The organism is Nocardia sp. GTS18, from assembly GCF_013839555.1.
Lineage (GTDB): Bacteria > Actinomycetota > Actinomycetes > Mycobacteriales > Mycobacteriaceae > Nocardia > Nocardia rosealba.
Map to the genome: position 1 here is coordinate 596,111 of NZ_JACBIU010000001.1, position 21,173 is coordinate 617,283.

General features: G+C 68.2%; 23 protein-coding genes. 10 read left to right on the forward strand and 13 right to left on the reverse strand.

What is annotated here, in order from left to right; translation table 11 throughout:
• Positions 1-7 precede the first annotated feature (7 nt).
• On the reverse strand, positions 8-760 hold the full coding sequence (gene fabG / locus HYG95_RS02880; protein ID WP_181696422.1) for a 3-oxoacyl-ACP reductase FabG: 753 nt from the start codon (positions 758-760) through the stop codon (positions 8-10).
• A 16-nt stretch (positions 761-776) separates the two neighbouring features.
• A complete protein-coding gene (locus HYG95_RS02885; RefSeq protein ID WP_181696423.1) occupies positions 777-1,928 on the reverse strand; it encodes an acyl-CoA dehydrogenase family protein in 1,152 nt (383 codons plus the stop codon).
• 137 nt (positions 1,929-2,065) lie between these two features.
• On the opposite strand from HYG95_RS02885, the gene HYG95_RS02890 reads away from it, so the two are divergent.
• Positions 2,066-2,698, forward strand: a complete 633-nt coding sequence (locus HYG95_RS02890) for a TetR/AcrR family transcriptional regulator (protein ID WP_181696424.1) — start codon at positions 2,066-2,068, stop codon at positions 2,696-2,698.
• Between the two features lie 136 nt (positions 2,699-2,834).
• On the opposite strand, the gene pafA is transcribed toward HYG95_RS02890, so the two are convergent.
• From pafA to dop, 5 genes are all read right to left on the reverse strand, one after another.
• Positions 2,835-4,193: a Pup--protein ligase gene (gene pafA, locus HYG95_RS02895; protein ID WP_181696425.1), complete on the reverse strand. Its 1,359-nt coding sequence runs from the start codon at positions 4,191-4,193 to the stop codon at positions 2,835-2,837.
• 164 nt (positions 4,194-4,357) lie between these two features.
• Positions 4,358-5,125 (reverse strand): proteasome subunit alpha, encoded by a 768-nt coding sequence (gene prcA / locus HYG95_RS02900; protein WP_181696426.1) that lies wholly within the window; start codon positions 5,123-5,125, stop codon positions 4,358-4,360.
• On the reverse strand, positions 5,122-5,964 hold the full coding sequence (prcB, locus tag HYG95_RS02905; protein WP_370465655.1) for a proteasome subunit beta: 843 nt from the start codon (positions 5,962-5,964) through the stop codon (positions 5,122-5,124). Before prcB ends, prcA begins: the two co-directional genes overlap by 4 nt.
• Positions 5,961-6,155: a ubiquitin-like protein Pup gene (locus HYG95_RS02910; protein WP_067492090.1), complete on the reverse strand. Its 195-nt coding sequence runs from the start codon at positions 6,153-6,155 to the stop codon at positions 5,961-5,963. The genes prcB and HYG95_RS02910 overlap by 4 nt, the downstream gene beginning before the upstream one ends.
• A 117-nt stretch (positions 6,156-6,272) precedes the next feature.
• On the reverse strand, positions 6,273-7,772 hold the full coding sequence (gene dop, locus HYG95_RS02915; RefSeq protein WP_181696427.1) for a depupylase/deamidase Dop: 1,500 nt from the start codon (positions 7,770-7,772) through the stop codon (positions 6,273-6,275).
• Between the two features lie 168 nt (positions 7,773-7,940).
• Here dop and HYG95_RS02920 point away from each other — a divergent pair, with 168 nt between their 5' ends.
• Positions 7,941-9,128: a DUF418 domain-containing protein gene (locus HYG95_RS02920; protein WP_181696428.1), complete on the forward strand. Its 1,188-nt coding sequence runs from the start codon at positions 7,941-7,943 to the stop codon at positions 9,126-9,128.
• 3 nt (positions 9,129-9,131) lie between these two features.
• Here HYG95_RS02920 and HYG95_RS02925 read toward each other — a convergent pair whose 3' ends face one another.
• Positions 9,132-9,863: a TetR/AcrR family transcriptional regulator gene (locus tag HYG95_RS02925; protein ID WP_225282381.1), complete on the reverse strand. Its 732-nt coding sequence runs from the start codon at positions 9,861-9,863 to the stop codon at positions 9,132-9,134.
• A gap of 159 nt (positions 9,864-10,022) precedes the next feature.
• Between HYG95_RS02925 and HYG95_RS02930 the strand changes: the two genes are divergently transcribed.
• The 3 genes from HYG95_RS02930 (at position 10,023) to HYG95_RS02940 (ending at position 11,798) form a co-directional block, all read left to right on the forward strand.
• On the forward strand, positions 10,023-10,322 hold the full coding sequence (locus tag HYG95_RS02930; RefSeq protein ID WP_370465656.1) for a DUF6412 domain-containing protein: 300 nt from the start codon (positions 10,023-10,025) through the stop codon (positions 10,320-10,322).
• Positions 10,323-10,403: 81 nt separating this feature from the next.
• Positions 10,404-11,237 carry a membrane protein insertase YidC gene (gene yidC, locus HYG95_RS02935; protein WP_181696430.1) on the forward strand — a complete coding sequence of 278 codons (834 nt, stop codon included), beginning with the start codon at positions 10,404-10,406 and terminating at the stop codon, positions 11,235-11,237.
• Between the two features lie 9 nt (positions 11,238-11,246).
• A complete protein-coding gene (locus tag HYG95_RS02940) occupies positions 11,247-11,798 on the forward strand; it encodes an NUDIX domain-containing protein (RefSeq protein ID WP_370465657.1) in 552 nt (183 codons plus the stop codon).
• A 3-nt stretch (positions 11,799-11,801) separates the two neighbouring features.
• On the opposite strand, the gene HYG95_RS02945 is transcribed toward HYG95_RS02940, so the two are convergent.
• Positions 11,802-12,110, reverse strand: a complete 309-nt coding sequence (locus HYG95_RS02945) for a hypothetical protein (protein ID WP_181696431.1) — start codon at positions 12,108-12,110, stop codon at positions 11,802-11,804.
• A 172-nt stretch (positions 12,111-12,282) separates the two neighbouring features.
• On the reverse strand, positions 12,283-12,651 hold the full coding sequence (locus HYG95_RS02950; protein ID WP_181696432.1) for an arsenate reductase family protein: 369 nt from the start codon (positions 12,649-12,651) through the stop codon (positions 12,283-12,285).
• Between the two features lie 216 nt (positions 12,652-12,867).
• Here HYG95_RS02950 and HYG95_RS02955 point away from each other — a divergent pair, with 216 nt between their 5' ends.
• From HYG95_RS02955 to HYG95_RS02965, 3 genes are all read left to right on the forward strand, one after another.
• Positions 12,868-13,986, forward strand: a complete 1,119-nt coding sequence (locus tag HYG95_RS02955; protein ID WP_181696433.1) for a class I SAM-dependent methyltransferase — start codon at positions 12,868-12,870, stop codon at positions 13,984-13,986.
• Positions 13,987-14,013: 27 nt separating this feature from the next.
• On the forward strand, positions 14,014-14,508 hold the full coding sequence (locus HYG95_RS02960) for a nitroreductase/quinone reductase family protein (protein WP_220138938.1): 495 nt from the start codon (positions 14,014-14,016) through the stop codon (positions 14,506-14,508).
• A gap of 94 nt (positions 14,509-14,602) precedes the next feature.
• Positions 14,603-15,289, forward strand: coding sequence for a peptidylprolyl isomerase (locus tag HYG95_RS02965; protein WP_181696434.1), 687 nt, complete (start codon positions 14,603-14,605; stop codon positions 15,287-15,289).
• Between the two features lie 308 nt (positions 15,290-15,597).
• Here the strand turns inward: HYG95_RS02965 and arc are convergent, their stop codons facing one another.
• Complete coding sequence (arc, locus tag HYG95_RS02970; protein WP_181696435.1) at positions 15,598-17,358, reverse strand: proteasome ATPase; 1,761 nt, start codon at positions 17,356-17,358, stop codon at positions 15,598-15,600.
• Between the two features lie 201 nt (positions 17,359-17,559).
• Between arc and HYG95_RS02975 the strand changes: the two genes are divergently transcribed.
• A complete protein-coding gene (locus HYG95_RS02975) occupies positions 17,560-18,081 on the forward strand; it encodes a hypothetical protein (protein ID WP_067492079.1) in 522 nt (173 codons plus the stop codon).
• 65 nt (positions 18,082-18,146) lie between these two features.
• Here HYG95_RS02975 and HYG95_RS02980 read toward each other — a convergent pair whose 3' ends face one another.
• Positions 18,147-18,656, reverse strand: a complete 510-nt coding sequence (locus HYG95_RS02980) for a DUF4442 domain-containing protein (protein WP_181696436.1) — start codon at positions 18,654-18,656, stop codon at positions 18,147-18,149.
• Positions 18,657-18,801: 145 nt separating this feature from the next.
• On the opposite strand from HYG95_RS02980, the gene HYG95_RS02985 reads away from it, so the two are divergent.
• Positions 18,802-20,082, forward strand: coding sequence for an acyltransferase (locus tag HYG95_RS02985; RefSeq protein ID WP_181696437.1), 1,281 nt, complete (start codon positions 18,802-18,804; stop codon positions 20,080-20,082).
• Between the two features lie 193 nt (positions 20,083-20,275).
• On the opposite strand, the gene HYG95_RS02990 is transcribed toward HYG95_RS02985, so the two are convergent.
• The gene (locus tag HYG95_RS02990; protein ID WP_067635738.1) at positions 20,276-21,109 is read right to left on the reverse strand and encodes a tRNA (adenine-N1)-methyltransferase; all 834 of its coding nucleotides are present in this window, start codon (positions 21,107-21,109) and stop codon (positions 20,276-20,278) included.
• Positions 21,110-21,173: the final 64 nt, after the last annotated feature.

A 21,173-nucleotide genomic window follows, 5' to 3' on the forward strand; every position in this document is an offset into this window, starting at 1 on the left:
CCGCGATTCAGAGACGGCGTCCGCCGTCGACGTACAGGGTTTGCCCGGTGACGAATCCGGCGTCGTCGGAGGCAAGGAACGCGACCACGTTCGCGATGTCGGCGGGGGTGCCGACGCGCCGCAGCGGGGTGATTTCGGCGGTCTTCGCCTGCAAGTCCTCGGCGCTCACACCCATCCGTTCGGCGGTGGCCGCGGTCATCTCGGTGGCGATGAAGCCCGGCGCCACCGCGTTGACGCGGATGCCGAACGGGCCGAGTTCCATCGCCAGCGTCCGGGTGAGTCCCTGGATGCCCGCCTTGGCGGCGGCGTAGTTGGCCTGGCCGCGATTGCCGAGCGCTGACACACTCGAGGTGTTGACGATGGCCCCACTTCTGTTGTGCACCATGTGTTTCTGCGCGGCTCGGCTGCACAGGAACGCGCCGCGCAGGTGCACGGCCAGGACGGTGTCCCAGTCGTCGACCGACATCTTGAACAGCAGGTTGTCGCGCAGCACTCCCGCGTTGTTCACCAGCACATCGAGGGATCCGAGGTCGGCGACGGTGCGGGCCACCGCGGCGGCGACCTGGGTTTCGTCGGACACATCGCAGCCGATGCCGATCGCGGTGCCACCCGCGGCGTTGATCTTTCCGGCGGCCAGCACCGCGGCGTCGGGGTCCAGGTCGACGACGGCCACCGCGCAGCCGTCCTCGGCGAGACGCGCCGCGGTCGCCGCGCCGATACCGCGCGCGGCCCCGGTCACGAAGGCAGTTCTGGAGGGCATGAGTCGTACTCCTGTGTCAGACAATGGCGTTCACGCCGGTGAGGGCGCGGCCGATGAGCAGTTTCTGGATCTGGGTCGTGCCCTCGTAGAGGGTGAGCACGCGGGCGTCGCGCAGATACTTGGCGACGGGGTATTCGTCGATGTAGCCGTACCCGCCGAACACCTGGATGGCGTTGTTCGCGGCTTTCACCGCGGCTTCGGAGGCGAACAGCTTCGCCATCGACGCGGCGGTACCGAACGGCTCACCCCGGTCGACGAGGTCGGCCGCGCGCCAGGCGAGCAGCCGCGCGGCCTCGGTTTCCACCGCGATATCGGCCAGCAGTTCCTGCACGAGTTGATATCCCGCGATCGGTTTGCCGAACTGCTCGCGTTCACCGGCGTAACGCACCGACGCCTCCAGGCAGGCCCGCGCCACACCCACGCACCCGGCGGCGACGCCGATGCGGCCCTTGTCCAGCGCGCCCATCGCGATACGGAAACCCTGGCCGAGCTCGCCCAGCCGATTCGCGTCGGAGACGCGCACGCCGTCGAGCACGAGTTCGGCGGTGGCCTGGCCACGCAGCCCGAGTTTGCCCTTGATCTCGGTCCGGCCGAAACCCGGTGCGTCGGTGGGCACGAGGAACGCGGTGATGCCCTTCGGACCGGGACCGCCGGTGCGGGCGAACACCAGGGCGATGTCGGCCCAGGTGCCGTTGGTGATGAAGATCTTGGTACCGGAAATGACCCAGTCGTCGCCCTCACGGGTCGCGCGGGTGATCAGGCCCGCGGCGTCGGAGCCTGTGCCCGGCTCGGTCAGCGCGAAACAGCCGAGTCGCTCACCCTCGCACAGCGACGGCAGGAACCGGCGCTTCTGCTCCTCGGTGCCGTAGGCCGCTATCGACTTGGCGACCAGGCCGAGCGAGACCGACACGATGCCGCGCACCGCGCTGTCACCGCGACCCAGTTCCTCGAGCAGCACGCAGTAGGCGAGCATGTCGCCGCCGGAACCACCGAATTCCTCGTCGATCCCGATGCCGAGGAACCCCATCGCCCCGAGCTTGCCCACGATCGACGGGTCGACCGATTCCTCACGGTCCCACCGCGTCGCATGCGGTACGACCTCCTTCTCCACCCAGCTACGGGCGAGATCGCGCAGATCGCTGTGCGCCGACGAGAGTTGGAAATCCACAGGACACTCCTGAACCAAACGGCGTTAGGTTTACTCGGGCACCGTATCCTAACGGCGTTCGGTTAATCAAGAGGTGTTCTCCGCCCCCGGTGATACGGTTCGTGTTCCGAGGAGTTCCCGCAGGAGAGGAAGGCGCATTGGCCAGGCCACGCGTACCGCTGTTGAGCCGCGATCGCATCCGCGAGGCCGCGCTGGCCCTGATCGACCGCGACGGCTTGGCCGAGGTCTCCATGCGTAAGCTGGCCGCCGAACTCGGTGTGCAGGCCGCCTCGCTCTACGGCCACTACCCCAACAAGGACGAGCTACTCGACGACATCGCCGCCCGCGTCATGAGCCGCGTCGACACCTCAGCCTTCGACACCGCGACCTGGGACGAGGCGCTGGCATCCTGGGCCCGCAGCTACCGAGCCGCCCTGGCCACCCACCCCAACTTCGTGCCCTACCTCGCCGCGGGCCCCGGTCGCCGCACCGAGAACCTGCGCGCCGCCGACGCCGTCCACGGTGGCCTCGTCGGGGCAGGCTGGCCGCCGCGCTACGCCACCATGATCGGTGCCGCAACCCGCTACCTGGTGATGGGCTCGACGGTCGGCTCGTTCGCCGGCGGTTTCGCCGACGACGTCCAGGTCTACCGCGACCGCTACCCCCACCTGAACCAGGCCCACCTGCTCCGCGCGATCGCCGACGAAATCGACGACGACAGCTTCGAATTGGCTCTCACAGCGTTCATCGCGGGGCTACAGACCACCTATGCGGCGGTTGTCGCCGACTGATCTACGGCACTGCCCGACAGCGGCGGAGCGGCGCAGGCGACCTCGGCTTCTCCGAACAGCACAAAACCGGTGGCGCCTACGCATTCGCTCCCATGCGCCACCGGTTTTGTCGGTCCCCCCGTCTGTGGGGGTTCGCCTACATCGAGGCGATCAGCCGATCGACTCGCTCGTCGACCGACCGGAACGGGTCCTTGCACAAAACTGTCCGCTGCGCCTGATCGTTGAGCTTGAGATGCACCCAGTCGACCGTGAAATCACGGCCGGCCTCCTGAGCCGCGGTGATGAAGTCACCCCGCAACTTGGCCCGGGTGGTCTGCGGTGGCGTCTCGACCGCGGCATCCACCGCCTCGTCCTCGGTGATCCGCTTCGCCAGCCCCTTACGCTGCAGCAGATCGAACACCCCACGTCCACGCTTGATGTCGTGGTAGGCGAGGTCCAACTGGGCGATCTTCGGATCGGACAGCTCCATGCTGTACCGGTCCTGGTAACGCTGGAACAGCTTGCGCTTGATCACCCAGTCGATCTCGGTGTCGACCTTGGCGAAGTCCTGCGCCTCGACCGCGTCGAGCGTGCGGCCCCACAGGTCGACGACCGCGTCGATCTGCGGATCACGGTCCCGATTGCGCAGGTGGTCGACAGCACGCGCGTAGTACTCACGCTGGATCTCGAGCGCACTGGCCTGACGTCCACCGGCCAGCCGGACCGGCCGACGACCGGTGAGGTCGTGGCTCACCTCGCGGATGGCGCGGATCGGGTTGTCGAGGGCGAAGTCGCGGAACGACACCCCGGCCTCGATCATCTCCAGCACCAGCGAGGCGGTGCCCACCTTGAGCATCGTCGTCGGTTCGGCCATGTTCGAGTCGCCGACGATCACGTGCAGGCGCCGGTACTTCTCGGCGTCGGCGTGCGGTTCGTCGCGGGTGTTGATGATCGGGCGCGACCGGGTGGTCGCCGAGGACACACCCTCCCAGATGTGCTCGGCGCGCTGCGACAGGCAGAAGGTGGCCGCCTTCGGCGTCTGCAGCACCTTGCCTGCGCCGCAGATGAGCTGACGCGTCACCAGGAACGGCAACAGCACATCCGAGATCCGGGAGAACTCGCCGGCACGTACCACGAGGAAGTTCTCGTGGCAGCCGTAGGAATTGCCCGCGGAGTCGGTGTTGTTCTTGAACAGGTAGATGTCGCCGCCGATGCCTTCTTCGGCCAACCGCTGCTCGGCGTCGATGAGCAGCTCTTCGAGCACCCGCTCACCGGCCCGGTCGTGGGTGACCAGCTGCACCAAGCTGTCGCATTCGGCCGTGGCGTACTCGGGATGCGATCCGACGTCGAGGTACAACCTGGCACCGTTGCGAAGGAAGACATTAGAGCTACGGCCCCAGGACACCACCCGGCGGAACAGGTACCGGGCCACCTCGTCGGGGGACAGCCGACGGTGACCGTGGAAGGTGCATGTCACACCGAACTCGGTCTCGATCCCCATGATTCGTCGCTGCACACTATCGACACTACAGCCATGACCAGTACCCGCGCGGCGCTCTGAGATCCCATTCGCATACGTGTTCACAACGATTCGGACAGTGAACGACCGTGTGCCCACGACGAGGTCGGGCCCGTGAACCGAGGTGGTTCACGGGCCCGATCACGATCTTCACGTCGGCGTCAGCCGTCCGAACCGTCCTCGGGTTCGGGCAGCTTCGCCTCGGTCACCTTCTTGCCGGTCGTCCCGGCCAATGCCCGCTCGAGCGGGGCGCCCTGCAGGCGCCGGAACGCCCGGCGCGGACGTGCCTGCTCGAGGGTGGCCACCTCGAGGGAGGACACACTGAGCACACGCTTGTCCTTGTCGGCCTCGGGCTGACCGGCCTGCAGCGCGCCGATCGCCACCTTCAGGGCCTCGTCGAGGGTGAGACCCGGCTTGTAGGCCGCCTTGAGCGCGGTCACGATCGGCTCGGTGGTGCCACCCATGACGACGAACTCGCGTTCGTCGACGATGGAACCATCGAAGGTGATCCGGTAGAGCACCGACGTCGGCACCTGCTCCGGGTAGCCGACCTCGGCCACGCACAACTCCACCTCGTACGGCTTGAGCTGATCGGTGAAGATCGACCCCAGGCTCTGGGCGTACAGGTTGGCCAGCGAACGCCCGCTCACGTCGCGCCGGTCGTACTGGTAACCCTTGAGGTCGGCCTGCAGAATGCCGCCCCGGCGCAACGCCTCGAACTCGTTGTACTTGCCGACCGCGGCGAAACCGATGCGGTCGTAGAGCTCGCTGATCTTGTGCAGGGTCGCCGACGGGTTCTCGGCGACGAACAGCACACCCTTGTCGTACACCAGCACGACCACGCTGCGACCACGACCGATGCCCTTGCGGGCCAGCTCGGTCTTGTCCCGCATGATCTGCTCGGCGGACGCGTAGTAAGGCAGCGTCATGCGCTGGCACCCCCGTTCACTGCGGCCTCCCGGTCGGCGGCGATCGCCGCGGCGACCTCACCGAGCCGTTCCTCGGTGACATCGGCCGCGCCCTCGGCGTCGATGGTCACCACCGTCGGGTAGATCCCGCGCAACGTGTCGGGCCCGCCGGTGGCACTGTCGTCGTCGGCGGCATCGACCAGCGACTCCACCGCGATCCGCAATGCCTGGTCCGCGTCCAGTCCGCGCCGGTAGAGCTTCTTGAGCGAGGACTTGGCGAAGTTCGAGCCCGAACCGACGGCGGTGTAGCCGAACCGTTCCTCACTGCGCGAACCGACCACGTCGTAGGACACGATCCGCCCGGCCTTGTCGGGGTCGGTCACCTGGTCGTCGTAGCCGACCAGCAGCGGGATCACCGCCAGGCCCTGCATGGCCGCGGGCAGGTTCTCGCGCACCATCTTCGACAACTTGTTGGCTTTACCGTCGAAGGTGAGCGAGACCCCTTCGATTTTCTCGTAGTGCTCGAGTTCTACCGCGAACAACCGCACCATCTCCACGGCCAACCCGGCCGTGCCCGCGATGCCCGCGGCGGAGAAGGTGTCGGTGATGTACACCTTCTCCATGTCGCGCGAGGCCACCAGGTTGCCCTGGGTGGCCCGGCGATCGCCCGCGATCAGCACACCGCCGCGGTAGCTGACCGCGACGATGGTCGTGCCGTGCGGCGCGAAGTCCGCGCCGACGAGCTCGCTGCCGCCGAACCTGTTGGCGGGCAACAGGTCCGGCGCGTGCATGCGGAGATGTTCGGTGAACGAGGACAGCGTCCGACCTGCGTGCAGACGCAACGGGTCACCTTGGGTCACTGGCCGCCCTTCTGCACATATGCCCGCACGAAGTCCTCGGCGTTCTCCTCGAGCACATCATCGATCTCGTCGAGCAGGTCGTCGGTTTCCTCCGCGAGCTTCTCGCGCCGCTCCTGTCCTGCCGCACCGTCGCCCTCGGGGCCCTCGTCCTCGTCGCCACCCCCGGCGCGCTTGGTCTGCTCTTGTGCCATGGCAGCCGACCTCCTCTTCCACTCAATGATCGTGCTCGTTCTTCAACCCTACCGAGCAGATCCGACAACATGGTCGATTAGCGATCGTATTGTCGCCCGGTCGTGCTGCTGTTCGCCTCAGTGGGTGAGCTGTTCGACGAGATCGGCCGCCGATTCCGCCGCCTCGAGCAGCTTGCCTACGTGGGCTTTCGTACCGCGCCGCGGCTCCAGCGTCGGGATGCGGACCAGCGAATCGCCGCCGAGATCGAAGATCACCGAATCCCAACTGGCGGCGGCGATATCGGCACCGAACCGGCGCAGACACTCGCCGCGGAAGTAGGCGCGGGTGTTGGTCGGCGGGTTGGTCATCGCGTCGAGCACATCCTGCTCGTTGACCAGGCGCTTCATCGACCCGCGCGCCACCAGGCGGTTGTAGAGGCCCTTGTCCAGGCGCACATCGGAGTACTGCAGGTCCATCAGGTGCAGTTTCGGGGCGGCCCAGCCCAGGCCCTCACGGCTGCGCATGCCTTCGAGCAGACGCAGTTTGGCAGGCCAATCGAGCAGATTGGCGCATTCCATCGGGTCGCGCTCGAGCAGATCGAGCACCATGGCCCAGTTCTCGACGATATCGCGCACGCGCGGGTCGTCGTTGCCTTCGCGGTCGATGAACTTGGCCACCCGCTCGTGGTAGAGACGTTGCAGCGCAAGGCCGGTCAGTTCGCGGCCGTCGGCGAGGGCCACGGTGGCGCGCAGGGTGGGATCGTGGCTGATCTGGTGCACGGCGGTGACGGGACGGGCCAGCTGGAACTCCGAGAGGTCCTCGCCCGCCTCGATCAGGTCGAGCACCAGCGCGGTGGTGCCGACCTTGAGGTAGGTCGACATCTCGGCCAGGTTGGCGTCACCGATGATCACGTGCAGGCGCCGGTACTTGTCCGCGTCGGCGTGCGGTTCGTCGCGGGTGTTGATGATGCCGCGCTTGAGGGTGGTCTCGAGACCGACCTCGACCTCGATGTAGTCGGCGCGCTGGGACAGCTGGAAGCCCGCGTGGTCACCGGACTGGCCGATGCCGACCCGGCCGGACCCGCAGATCACCTGGCGGGAGACGAAGAACGGGGTGAGACCGGCGATGATGTGGCTGAACGGCGTATCGCGGTTCATCAGGTAGTTCTCATGGGTGCCGTAGGAGGCGCCCTTGCCGTCGACGTTGTTCTTGTACAGCTGCAGGCGCGGTGCGCCCGGCACGCTCGAGGCGTGGCGCGCGGCGGCCTCCATCACCCGTTCGCCCGCTTTGTCCCAGATGACGGCGTCGAGCGGGTCGACGACCTCGGGCGCGGAGTACTCCGGATGGGCGTGGTCGACGTAGAGCCGGGCCCCGTTGGTGAGGATCATGTTGGCCGCGCCGACCTCGTCGGCGTCGATGACCGGGGCGGGCCCGCTCATCCGGCTGAGGTCGAAACCGCGTGCGTCACGCAGCGGGGATTCCACCTCGTAGTCCCAGCGGGTGCGCTTGGCGCGCGGCACCCCTTCGGCGGCCGCGTAGGCGAGAACGGCCTGGGTGGAGGTGAGGATCGGGTTGGCCGTCGGCTCCGTGGGGGTCGAGATGCCGTACTCGACCTCGATTCCGATGATGCGCTGCATGCTGACGAGCCTAGGCGACGCGCCACGCCCACACCGTCATCTCGGCTCCACGGGGTCGCCTCGGGTACCGGCGCGGCACGCCGATCGGGGCCGGGTCCCCCGGACGGGGGACCTTCGATGGTCCTCGTGGGCGATCCCGTCGGCACCGGTGCTCGCGATACTCGGATCATGAGCGAGATCGTGACGCAGACCGGCACCGAGACCGTGGCGACGGCCGGGCCACGACGGTTGCCCGCGCTGGACGTCTTGCGCGGCATAGCCATTCTCGGCACGCTCGGCACCAATGTCTGGATCTTCACCGATCCCGAGGGCCTCGTCGGATATCTCGACGGGCTCGGTGCGGCCGCCGAGGGCGGGTGGATGTGGACCGAGCGGGTGCTGCAGCAGCTCGCGCAGGGCAAATTCCTCGGCCTGCTCACGGTGATGTTCGGGATCGGGTTGGCGATCCAGCAGGATTCCGCCCGGCGGGCCGGCCGGAGCTGGCCGGGGAAGTATCCGATCCGGGCGGCGTTGCTGTTCCTGGACGGTTTGCTGAACTTCCTGCTCGTCGCGGAGTTCGACGTGCTGATGGGGTACGCGGTCACCGGTCTCGTCGTGGCCTACCTGCTGGCGACAAGCCAACGCGCGCAACGCCGTTGGGTGATCGTGGCGAGCGCCGTGCACGTGAGCATGCTGACGCTGCTCGCGGTGGCGCTGGCCTTCGAACCGGACGGCACCCGCGCCACGCCTTCGAGCCTCGACCCGAATCCCTATGCCGACGGGTCGTTCTGGGAGCTGGTCGCATTCCGGCTGGACAACGTTCTCACGTTCCGCATCGAGACGATCTTCGTCTTCCCGATGTCGATCGCGCTGTTCCTGCTCGGCGCCCATCTGTACTGGGCGGGCGTGTTCCGGGCCGAGGGTGCGCGAATTCGTCGGTGGCTCATGGTGATCGGTTTCGGCGTCGCCGCGCCCGTGGACTTCGCGGTCGGCGTGTTCGGCGGTGGTGACCTGGTCCTGTTCACCCGGTACGGCACCGCGCCGTTCGTAGCGCTCGGCATCCTCGCCGCCGTCGCCGCCTACTACCTGCGCGATCCGCGCGTGGGTTTCACCGGGGCACGCCTGAGCGAAGTCGGCCGGACCGCGCTGAGCTGCTACATCCTGCAGAACCTGATCGCCGGAATCCTGTGTTACGGATGGGGTTTCGGGCTGGCGGCCCGGGTGTCCGACGGTGCGCGTGTGCCGTTCACGATCGGGATCTACCTGCTGGTGGTCGCACTCATCGCCTGCTTCGCCCACCTGTGGTTGCGGCGGTTCGAGCGCGGGCCGGTGGAGTGGCTGTGGCAGCGCACCTACACCGCGCTGGCCCGCGGTTGACGCTCAGCGCAGCCGGTCCTCGGGCGGCGGGGCCGCCTCGGGGGCGACGAGCAGGTCGGCGACGAGCGAATCCCGTTGCAGCGGAACACCGAGGCTGCGCGCGTTGCCCTCCAGCAGCGACAGCACCGATTCGGTGAGGATGCCCTGGATCTGTTCGGCGCCGAGCACCGGTTCCGGTTCGGCCCGCCAGCCGGCGATCACCGCGTCGACCAGACCGACCACGGCCAGCGCCATCGGCCGGGCGCGTGCCGGATCGATACCGAAGCGGGCCAGGGTCGCGGAGAACATGTCGGCCAGCTGACCACCCATCTCCCGGCCCGCGGGCGACAGCGTGGGAGCACCCTCCACCTGCGGTGCGGCGTCGCTGAGGAAACGATGCAGGTTCGGATGGCGTTCGATCCAGCCGAGGTAGGTGCGGATCACCGCGCGCACCACCTCTTTGAGGGTGCCGTCGGGACGCAGGGTCGGCAGCAGTTCGGCGAGCAGCAGATCGAGGATGCGCCTGCGGGCCAGGGCGTCGAGTTCGGAGCGTCCACCGACGTGGCGGTAGACCACCGGTCTCGGCAGTCCGAGATGTTCGGCGATCAGCTGCACCGAGATCTCGTTGCCGTGTTCCTCGATGACCTCGATGGCGGCATCGATCATCTCCGTGCGGCGCCGGGCCTTGTGGCCCTGCCAGCGGGTGGCGCGCCCGTCGCCTGCGGTCTGCTCGGCCTGCGCGGATGATGCGATCACAGTGCCAACGATACGCGGCACAAAACTGACCGTGACATCGCGTTCCAGCAACCGGTGACCACGGTCCGGTTCCTCGCCAGCGTAGCGCGATCCCGCGCCGCTCGGATCACGGGCCTAGATCCCTCGGCACGGTGCGGGGGCGCCGGTATGCTCGGCGGCGTGCAGGCGCGGGCGATGATTCTGGCGTACGCGGTTCTCGCGTGCGTGCTGCCTGCCTTCGTGCTCATGACGACTCCCGGCGGCGAGACCGCGCGCATGCTCGCCTTCGGTGCGGTCGCGGCCGCCATGGTGTGCGCGCTGGCCGCCGTCATCAGCGGCAGGCACGTGCCCGTCCGAGTCGCGTGTGCCGGTCCGCCCCGTTCGGCGCAGCGCAGGCTGCGTGGCGCGTTCCTGCCGCAGAGCAATCCGGACGGCGCCGGTCGTCCACGTCCCCGAGCACCGGGAATCGATCACCGCTGACGGGCCGCGCGCCTGTCGGATTCCGTGATCCCACTCCCCTGCCGTGCCGTCGCGCACGCCCTTCGGACAGGTCGTTCCGCCATGCTCGATTTCGTGTACTTCCCCGTGTCCGCACTTCTGTGGTGCTGGCACCAACTCCTCGCCCTCGCCTTCGGCCAGGCCACTGGCTTCACTTGGCTGATCGCCGTCGTTGCACTCGTTGTCACCGTGCGCGCGCTGCTTGTCAGGACAGCGCTGCGCCAAGCCAGGTCACAAGCGGTTCTGCGCACGCTGCAACCTCGCATCGACCGCAACCGCCGCACCCACAAGGACGATCCGCTCGCCCAGACGACCGAGATCCGCCGGCTGCACCGCGAGCACGGCGTGCGCCTGTTCGCGGGTTTCGGGCCGATGATCGCGCAGGCCTTCGTCTTCCTCGGCCTGTTCCATGTGCTGCGCTCGTTCGACCGGACCGGGGCGTTCGCCGTCGGCCCATTCACCGCGACGAGCACACCGTTGTCTCCGGAGGTCAACGCGGCCACCGCGAACTACTTCTTCGGTGCCGACGAGGTCCGGGCCTTTCTCGATGCCCGCCTGTTCGGCGCGCCGTTGTCGGCGACGCTGTTCGGGGCCGGCGCGTCGGCGGCTGTGTTCGTGGTGGCGCTGGTGGTGATCGCCGCGCTCGCCACGCACTGCACCGCTCGCCTCACGCCCCTGGCGGCCGACAACCCGACGGCCGCGGTGATGCGGACGTTGTCGCTGTGGGTGTTCCCGGCGGGCGCGCTGGTGAGCGGGGCGATCCTGCCGATCGTGGTCCTGGTGTACTTCGCGACGAACGCCCTGTGGACCCTCTGCCAGCAATATCTCCTCCGCCGCGCCTTCGTACCCGAGGCCGCGGCGCCAGTCGCGGCACCGCGGCGCAGAAAGGCCGGTTAGTCTCGGGCCGTGTCGCCGCATCCGGAGTCCGAACTGCTCGCCGTGTACGACGCCGAGGGCCGCGTGACCGGCACGGCCGAGCGGGGCGTCGTCTATCGCGACGGGCTCTGGCACGCCAGTGCGGGCGTCCTCGTCCGATCCCTGGACGGGACGCGCGTCTACGTGCATCGGCGCACCGACAGCAAACTCGTCTTCGCGGGGATGCACGACTGTCTGGCGGGCGGCGTGGTCGACGCGGGCGAGGACCCGGCCGACACGGCGGTCCGCGAATTGCGCGAGGAACTCGGCATCACCGTCACGCCGGGCACGCGCCTACCGCTGCGCGCCACGGCGTCCTGGGACGGTGTGTGGGCGGGCAGGCACCTGCGTTGTCATCTGTTCGGTTTCGAGTACCGCCACGACGGTCCGATCCACCACCAGCCGTCCGAGATCGCGGACGGCTGGTGGTGGACCGAGGCCGAACTGCGGGCCGCGCTGAGTGACCCGACGTGGCCCTTCGTCCCCGATACGCGGGCCGCGCTCGACGACCTGCTCACCGGGGACGAAGGCCCCCGAGACTGAGTGTCAGTAGACGACCACCGACCAGGTCTGCATGCTGAACGGCAGATCACAGGCGGTTTCGGAATGCCAGCCACCGAACGCGGGCTGCCCGTAACGCTCGTAGCTGCTGAACCAGTTCCACCAGGCCCAGCAGGTGACGCGTACCTGATGCCACACCGGATCACCGCACTGGGAGAAGGCGCCGGTGCCCGCGATCGGGTTCACCGAACAGTGGCCCGGCGGCTGGGCCTGCGCCGGCGCGGCGAGCATGGTCGACGCGCCGATGAGCCCGGCAGCGGTGGTCGCGACAACGATCTTGCGAAGCGATTTCATGTCAACCTCCACGCGCGTGGTCGGGCTGCTCGGTGATCCGCAGGCTTGGCCACGCTCGGTCCGAATAGATGTGCAGCGGACACGGTGTCGCGCTGATGTGAGCTACATCATCGGATCCGGCCGACACGTTACGGCCGTGCTCGAATAGTTATCGCCGGGCAATCGCGAATGGTCAGTCGAGCGCGCGCAGGGATTCTTCGTCGCGGGCCACGACGGCGCCGCCGTCGGCGGTGAGCACGATCGGACGCTGGATGAGCTTCGGGTGCTCGGCCAGCGCGCTCAGCCACCGGTCCCGATCGGCGGCGGTGCGGCCCCAGCTCGCCATGTCGAGGTCCTTGGCGATCTGCTCGCCGGTGCGGGTGATGTCCCACGGCTCCTTGCCGAGGCGGGCGAGCACCGTGCGCAGTTCCTCGACGGTCGGCGGGTCGTCGAGGTAGCGCCGCACGGTGTACTCCACGCCGTTCGCGTCGAGGTGGGCGGTGGCGTTCCGGCTCTTGGTGCACCGCGGGTTGTGCCAGATCTCGGTCTGTCCAGATGTCATGACCGCAGCCTAATCACGGCCGGTGGACGGCCCACCCGGCCTGTACGGCAGAATAGAGCGTTCCTCCCCTCGAAAGGCAGCAGTGGTGACGCTCGGCATGGTCCTCGGCGACGCCGACCCGCGCATTTCGACGCGGTAGCGACCGCGGTTTCCCCTGTCGTCTCCCGTCGAAGTGCTCGTCGCGTCTCACAGCACATCGATCACCGGGAGATCCCCGTGTCCACCATCGCCTGGACCGAAGACAACAACCGCTTCCACGCCGACTGGCATTCGGAGAACGGCACGCCCGCCCCGAACACCGTCACCGTCGCCGACGACACCCTCTCGGCCGATCACGCCTTCCGCCGCATCCGCGCGGGTGAGTCGCTGCTGTGGCGCGGTGATTACCACAACGGACGCCAGCTGCTGCAGGCGCTCGGTCGCCGCGCCGACCGCCGCCCCGCGAAGCACGCGCCGACCGATCTCGGTGCCCTCTATCACCGCGAGCGGGCTCGCAAACGCACGCGCGCAAGCATTCTCGGCAACGTGCTGATCTGCCTCGAAGCGGGCAACGAACTGGATCTGCGCCGCGCGCCCGACGTTCGGGCCGCGTGCACCGCGGCCTACGGTCGCGCCGACGGCGCCCGGGTCGTCACCTTCGCCGAACTGCTCGGCGTTCTCGGCGCCCAGCGCTGGCACGAGCAGGGCATCGAGGTGCCCGCACTTGGTGCCCGCATCCACCCGGGGTACGGGGTTTTCGCGCCGACCCGCAGCGAATACGTCGACCTGGTCGCCGACGCTCCCCTCGACCCCGAAGTCCGCACCGCCTTCGATCTCGGCACCGGCACCGGGGTGCTCGCGGTCCTGCTGGCCCAGCGCGGCGTCTCCGAGATCGTCGCCACCGACATCAATCCCCGCGCGCTGCGGTGCGCGGCCGACAATGCCAAGCGCCTCGGCTGGTCGGATCGGATCGCCGTCACCGGCCCCGCCCTGTACCCGCCCGGGCGCGCCGACCTGGTGGTATGCAATCCGCCCTGGCTGCCCGGCGACCCCACCTCCGACCTGGAACGTGGTGTCTACGACCGGGATCAGTCGATGCTGCGGGAATTCGCACACGGCCTGCGCGCCCACCTCACCCCGCACGGCGAGGGCTGGCTGGTGCTGTCGGACCTGGCCGAACTGCTGGGGCTGCGCCCGCCCGAGGAGATCGCCCGACTGCTCGACGACGCGGGCCTGCACGTGATGGGCAAGCTCACCACCCGCCCACGCCACCCACGTGCGAGCGATCGAGACGACCCGCTGGCCGCCGCCCGCACCGCCGAGACGACCACGCTGTGGCGCTTGCGGGCGCGCTGACCGGCACATGCCGCGATACTGGGAGCCATGAGCGCCTCCGAAAACCCTTACGGAACAACGACAACCACCGGTCCCGAGCCACTGCGTCCGTATCAGGACCGGGTCAACACCTTCGTACGCGGTCTACTGAAGGTGCCGGTGCTGTCGCGCATCGTCGGTAAGCGCCTGGCGACCTTGCACGTCACCGGACGCAAGTCGGGCAAGGTCTACGACATTCCCGTGGCCTACACAGTGCACGAGGGCACCCTGCTCATCGGGACCGCGCTTCGCCCCTGGGTGAAGAACCTGCGCGGCGGCGCCGAGGTGCGGCTCACTCGCGGCGGGGGGCCCGAGACCTTCACCGCCACCGTGCATTCCGACGAAGCCGCCGTGCTCGACCTGTACACCGTGATCGCCAGGGACAACAAGCAGAACGCCAAGTTCAACGGGATCGGCTACACCGCCGACGGCGAACCGTCCAAAGCCGACATCTATCAGACGTGGCAGCAGGGTGGTGTGGTCGTCCAGCTGACTCCGCACTGATTCCTGTCCCAAAGCCTGGCCCCCGGCGGGCGCGGCTGGCAGGATGCGCGGTACATCGTCCGGCAGCACCCCATTTCGAGGAGACACCGCCCAGGTGAGCAGTCATTCGCAGGTTCGATTCATCGGCACCCTCCGGCGCGCGATGCTCGGCGTCGGCGTTGCCGCGGCCGCGCTCGTCGTCGTCGCGCCCGCCGCACAGACCGCGCCGCAGCAACAGGTACTGCCCGGTTGCAGCCCGGCCGCACCGGGCCAACCCAACGGCAAGCAGTGGCCTGCCGAGCCCGCGCTCACCATCGACCCGGCCGCCGCCTACACGGCAACTCTCGAAACCACCTGCGGCACCGTCGAACTGGAACTCGATGCCGCCGCGGCGCCGCGCACGGTGAACTCGTTCGCCTTCCTCGCCGGCGAGGGCTACTTCGACCACACCCGGTGTCACCGGCTCACCACCGAAGGCATCTTCGTCCTGCAGTGCGGCGATCCGACGGCCACCGGCCTCGGCGGGCCCGGTTACAAGTTCGGCGACGAGAACCTCGCGGGCGCGGTGTACCCGGCAGGCACCGTCGCCATGGCCAACGCGGGACCGGGCACCAACGGCAGCCAGTTCTTCCTGGTCTACCGCGACAGCACGCTGCCACCCAACTACACCCCGTTCGGACGGGTGGTCTCCGGCATGGACGCGCTGACCACGATCGCGAACGGCGGCGTGGCGGGCGGCGGCTCGGACGGTACCCCGTTGGCCGAGGTCGTCCTCGACCAGGTGACCACCACCGCGAACTGAGCCACAACGCACGAGGGCCGCGTCTCCGGGAACGGAGACGCGGCCCTTCGGCGCAACCGGGCTGAATCAGCCCGCGCTGATCGAGCTGAACAGGTTGGCGATCGTCTGCAGGATCACTTCGGTCAGGAAATCGGCGGCCGAACCGGTCATGGCAACACTCCCTCGTAACTGGTCTCCCTCACTGGGAGAGACAAGTGAAGCGTGCCTTATTCACTTATCCGCGCGCAGCGTTTCGGTGAAAAAAACCCGAACAGAACACCGAGGAGGCCGCGTTCCCGAAGCGGGAACACGGCCTCCGTCGGCGAGGGTTACAGGTACTGACCGGTGTTGGACTCGGTGTCGATCGCCCGGCTGGCCGAGGCGTTCTTGCCGGTGACGAGCGTGCGGATGTAGACGATCCGCTCACCCTTCTTGCCCGAGATCCGCGCCCAGTCGTCGGGGTTGGTGGTGTTGGGCAGGTCCTCGTTCTCGGCGAACTCGTCGACGATCGAGTCGAACAGGTGCTGGATACGCAGACCGGGGTTGCCGGTGTCGAGCACCGACTTGATCGCGTACTTCTTGGCCCGGTCGACGATGTTCTGGATCATCGCGCCGGAGTTGAAGTCCTTGAAGTACAGGACCTCCTTGTCACCGTTGGCGTAGGTGACCTCCAGGAACCGGTTGTCGTCGCTCTCGGCGTACATCCGGTCGACGACCTTCTCGATCATCGCCTCGACGCAGGCCTGCTTGTCGCCGTCGAACTCGCGCAGATCGTCCTCGTGCAGCGGCAGCGTCTCGGTGAGGTACTTGGAGAAGATGTCCTGCGCCGATTCCGCGTCGGGCCGCTCGATCTTGATCTTCACGTCCAGGCGGCCGGGCCGCAGGATCGCGGGGTCGATCATGTCCTCGCGGTTGGACGCACCGATCACGATGACGTTCTCGAGGCCCTCCACACCGTCGATCTCCGAAAGCAGCTGCGGCACAACGGTGGTCTCCACATCGGAGGACACACCCGAACCACGGGTCCGGAAGATCGAGTCCATCTCGTCGAAGAACACGATCACCGGGGTGCCCTCGGAGGCCTTCTCGCGCGCCCGCTGGAAGATGATGCGGATGTGGCGCTCGGTCTCGCCGACGAACTTGTTGAGCAGCTCGGGGCCCTTGATGTTGAGGAAGAAGGACTTGGCCTCCTTGGCGTCCTCACCTCGGGCTTCGGCGATCTTTTTGGCCAGCGAGTTGGCGACGGCCTTGGCGATCAGCGTCTTACCGCAGCCGGGGGGACCGTAGAGCAGCACGCCCTTGGGCGGGCGCAGCGCGTACTCGCGGAACAGATCCTTGTGCAGGAACGGCAGTTCCACCGCGTCGCGGATCTGCTCGATCTGACGGCCGAGACCACCGATGTCGGTGTAGTCGACATCGGGAACCTCTTCCAGGACAAGGTCTTCCACCTCGGCCTTGGGCACCCGCTCGAAGGCGAAGCCCGCCTTGGTGTCCACGAGCAGCGAATCACCCGGGCGCAGTTTGCGAATGGGCGAATCGGGGTCGTCCATGTCGTCGTACTCGGCGATCTTGGACAGCGGGCCCGACAGCCAGACCACGCGCTCCTCATCGGCGTGCCCGACCACGAGGGCACGGCGGCCGTCGTCGAGAATCTCACGCAGGGTGCCGATTTCGCCGATCGCGTCGAACTTGCCCGCCTCGACGACGGTGAGTGCCTCGTTCAGGCGCACCGTCTGGCCGTACTCGAGGGTCTCGGCGTCGATGTTGGGTGAGCAGGTGAGGCGCATCTTGCGACCCGAGGTGAACACGTCGACGGTCTGATCGTCGTAGGTGTGGATGACGATGCCGTATCCGCTGGGCGGCTGGCCCAGGCGGTCGACTTCCTCACGCAGGGCGATCAACTGCTGGCGCGCTTCCTTGAGCGTGTCCATCAGTTTGCCGTTGCGGATGGTCAGCGAATCGATTCGTGCTTCCAATTCGCGTGCGCGATCCGGCGAGTCGGCGAGTTGCCTGCGGAGAGCAGCCGCCTCGGCGCGTACCGCCTCGAGCTCTCGCCAGGCCGCCGAATCCGAATTCTCGTTGGGGCTCATGATGCTGCTCCTCCCAGTCCCGGTCTATCAACGCTACCGGGCGCGGTCCGTTCTCGCTTTCCGACATGGTTTCGTCGTGATCACATCTTGTACGGTCGGTACGACATCAAACCACCGAATCCATCCTGTTAGGCTCCCCTAAGCCCGTACGGGGCACAGGGCGGGCTACTCGCCCATCGAGCCGAAAGGTTGTTGCCGAACATGCTCCTTCCTACCCGCACGATCCGTGTCACCGTCGCTGCCGCCGCCGCGGCCCTCGCCGTCGGCCTCACCGCTTGCGGTTCCGACGATTCCTCGACGAACGCCACCAGCAGCAGTACCAGCATCTCGGCCGCTCCGTCCAGCGTTTCGGCAACTCCGGCGCCCACCGGAGACAACGCGGGGGCACCGTCCGCCGATTCCCTGAAGGCCACACTCGTCCAGTTCGCCGACCCGGGATTGTCCAGCGACGAGAAGGCGAAGCTGATCGTCAACGGTGAGGCGCGCAAGGCCAATATCGACCAGATGAACGGCATGCTGGCCGGCTACACCCTGACCTTCGCCGTCGACAACGTCGCGACCAGCGGCGACAAGGCCACCGCCGACGTCACCATCACCTCGCCGCACGGCACCGCGCCCGCCTTCCCGGTGACCTGGGAGCGCGTCGACGGCACCTGGAAGCTGTCCGACGCCAGCGGCTGCCTGCTCCTCGGCTTCGCGCAAGCGCCCTGCACGCCCGCCTGACGTCCCGCTCCGGCCCAGGGACCCCGATGTATCACCCCGGGCCGATCGGCGCCGTAGCGGCCCGGTCAGTCCCGTAAGCGGCGCACGTAGAGCGTCTGCCCGGCGCGCGCGACGAGTGTCCCGTCCCGATCGAAGATCTGCGCGGTGTGCTGAGTGAGCGACTTCGCCCCGTCGGCGGTGGTCTCCCTGATCGCCACCACCTCCTCGGTCGTCAGGGTGATGTCGGTGGCGACCGCGCCGCGGCCCGGTGTGAGGAACTCGATCGACCCGGTGGTGTTCCAGATGCGGTACCCGCGCCCGAGCTGGCCGTAGGCGAGGATCGCGAAGAACGGGTCGGTCATCGAGTACAGCGTGCCGCCGAAGGCCGCCCGGTTGGGACTGTTGCGGTTCCACCACCGGACCGTGTATGTGACGTGCACCGAGGTCCAGTCGGGGGCAATGCTTTTCACGCGCACGCCGCCGAACAGGTACGGCGGGAAGACGTTGAACGCGGCGCGGTAGAACCGGGCCGACGTGCCCGGGTACAAGGTTCCCGCCGACGGGTCCCGCATCGGCTTTTCGGACTGATCGGTCATACGTTCTCCCCCTCGTGTGCCGCCGGGCGGCGATCCGCCTCCGGCGCGCGGAAATCGGTTCGGCGGATCGTATCCGAGTAATTCCACGCACGGGGTGGGTAGTTCCGCGCTGTGGTCGCGGCCCGGTTTCTGCGATGGTTGCGGCATGAGTGTTGTGCCGAGTGTGGCTGTGGTGGCGGCGAATACACCCGCCGATCGCGATCGGTTCCTCGATCTGCTGCGGATCTCGTCGCTGGTGGTCGTGGTGGTCGGTCACTGCCTGATGCTGACCGTGTCGGTGTCGGGCGACGACGTCCGTTTCGGCAATGTGCTCGCCGATCTGCCTGCCCTCCAGCCGCTGACCTGGCTGCTGCAGGTACTCCCGCTGTTCTTCTTCGCGGGCGTCGCGGCGGGCGCGCGCGGTATTGTCCCCGGAACATCTTGGGGTGCTTGGCTTTTCCGGCGCACGCAGCGGCTGATCCGGCCGGTCGGCTACTTTCTGGCTGCCTCGGCGGCGCTGGTGTTCGCCGCCGGGTCGGCGCTCGGGCCGGGCTGGCAGCGGCCGCTCGCGATCACCAGTGTGCAGCTGCTGTGGTTTCTCGGCATGTATCTGGCGGTGCTGGCCTGTACACCGCTGCTGGCCACCTGGGTGACCGGCACCGGCAGGATGTTCGCGACGATCGCGGCGATCGTGCTGGCCACCGCGATCGTCGACGCGGTGCGGCTCGGCGGTGGACCTGCCGAAGCCGGCTTCCTGAATCTCGTCGTGTGGCTGATCCCGGCGGTGCTGGGGATCGGCTATCTGCGCGGCCTGCTGTCCCGTCGGGTCGCCGCGTTGCTGGCCGGTGTGGTCCTGCTCGTCGACGTGGCGCTGGTCGTCGCCGGGCCGTACGACACCAGCATGGTGACGGTTCCCGGGCAGCGGTTGTCGAACCTGGCGCCACCGTCGCTGCTGCTCGCGGGGCACGCGATGGTGCTGTGCTGCGCGGCGATCGCCTTGGCCCCGTGGATACGGCGGCTGGCGGCGCGGCCACGCGTGTGGTGGCTCACGGTCATCGGCAACACCGGCGCGATGACGCTCTACCTGTGGCACATGCCCGCATTGCTCACGGTGCTCGTCGCGAGTCACCTGGCCGGTGGCGATCGGGTCGGCCCGACCCACCAAGGGTTCTGGCTGCTCACCCCCGTGCAGCTCGGCGCGACGCTGGTCCTCACCGCGCTAGCGTTCCTCGCCTTGCGCGGGCTGGAGAACACGCCGATGCGCTGGTGGGACGGCTCGGTCGCGACGGTGCGCGGCGCCCGTTCCGCCGCCGTGCTGTTCGCTGTGGCGGCGGCCGGGCTCGCGATTCTGCAGGCCACTCGAGGCGGCCTCACCTCGGAAGGGCTGCCCTGGTTCGCGGTCGCCGCCACGGCACTGTGCGGCGCACGGCTGCTAACCAGAGCATGAACGGCCCGCGGCTCCGGGGCGGTGAGAGAGCTGGCTCACGACAGCGCGAGATCGCCGAGCGCGTCGAGACCAACGGCGGTGCGTCCTCGCTCGGCGCGCCGCTCCGCCATGCCGTGTCGACCTTGTGCCAGCTGATCATCGGCTGCCGAAGCGCCCAGCCGAGCACCCGTGGCGGGGCATACCGTGATCGAACTCAGCCCTTCGACGGACGGCGCTGCGGCTTAGGGGTCACCGTGCCTTCGGCGAGGCGGCGCGCGCTCACCAGGAACGCGGTGTGCCCCTGCATCCGGTGTTCGGGACGCACCGCGAGCCCGACCACATGCCACCCGCGAACCATCGACTCCCAGGAGCGTGGCTCGGTCCAGCACTCCTGCTCACGCATCGCCTCGACGACCTTGGACAGCTGGGTGACCGTGGCGACGTACACGATGAGCACGCCACCGGGCACCAGCGCCTTCGACACCGCGGGCAGCGCGTCCCAGGGCGCGAGCATGTCGAGCACCACCCGGTCGACCTGCTCGCCGTCGTAGTTCGCCACGTCGGCGACGGTCAGCGACCAGTTCGGCGGGCGCTCACCGAAGAACGTCTCCACATTGCGCACGGCGTGCTCGGCGTGGTCGTCGCGGATCTCATAGGAGATCACCTGCCCCTCGGAGCCCACCGCGCGCAGCAGCGAGCAGGTCAGCGCACCGGAACCGGCGCCTGCCTCGAGCACCCGCGCACCGGGGAACACGTCGCCCTCGTGCACGATCTGGGCGGCGTCCTTGGGATAGATGACGGTGGCGCCGCGCGGCATCGACAGCACGTAGTCGGTGAGCAGCGGGCGCAGGGCCAGGTAGGGGGTGCCGTTGATCGACTTCACCACGGAGCCCTCGTCGGCGCCGATGAGGTCGTCGTGCTTGATGCCGCCGCGGTGGGTGTGGAACTCCTTGCCCTCCTCGAGCACCACCGTGTAGAGGCGCCCCTTGGCATCGGTCAGCTGCACCCGGTCCCCGATCGCGAATGGACCGGTCCGTCTGGCCGTCATGTATCTCCCGTTCTTCGAATGGAAGTCTCAAGCCTGCCAGGCGGGGCGATGCGCGCGATCGACG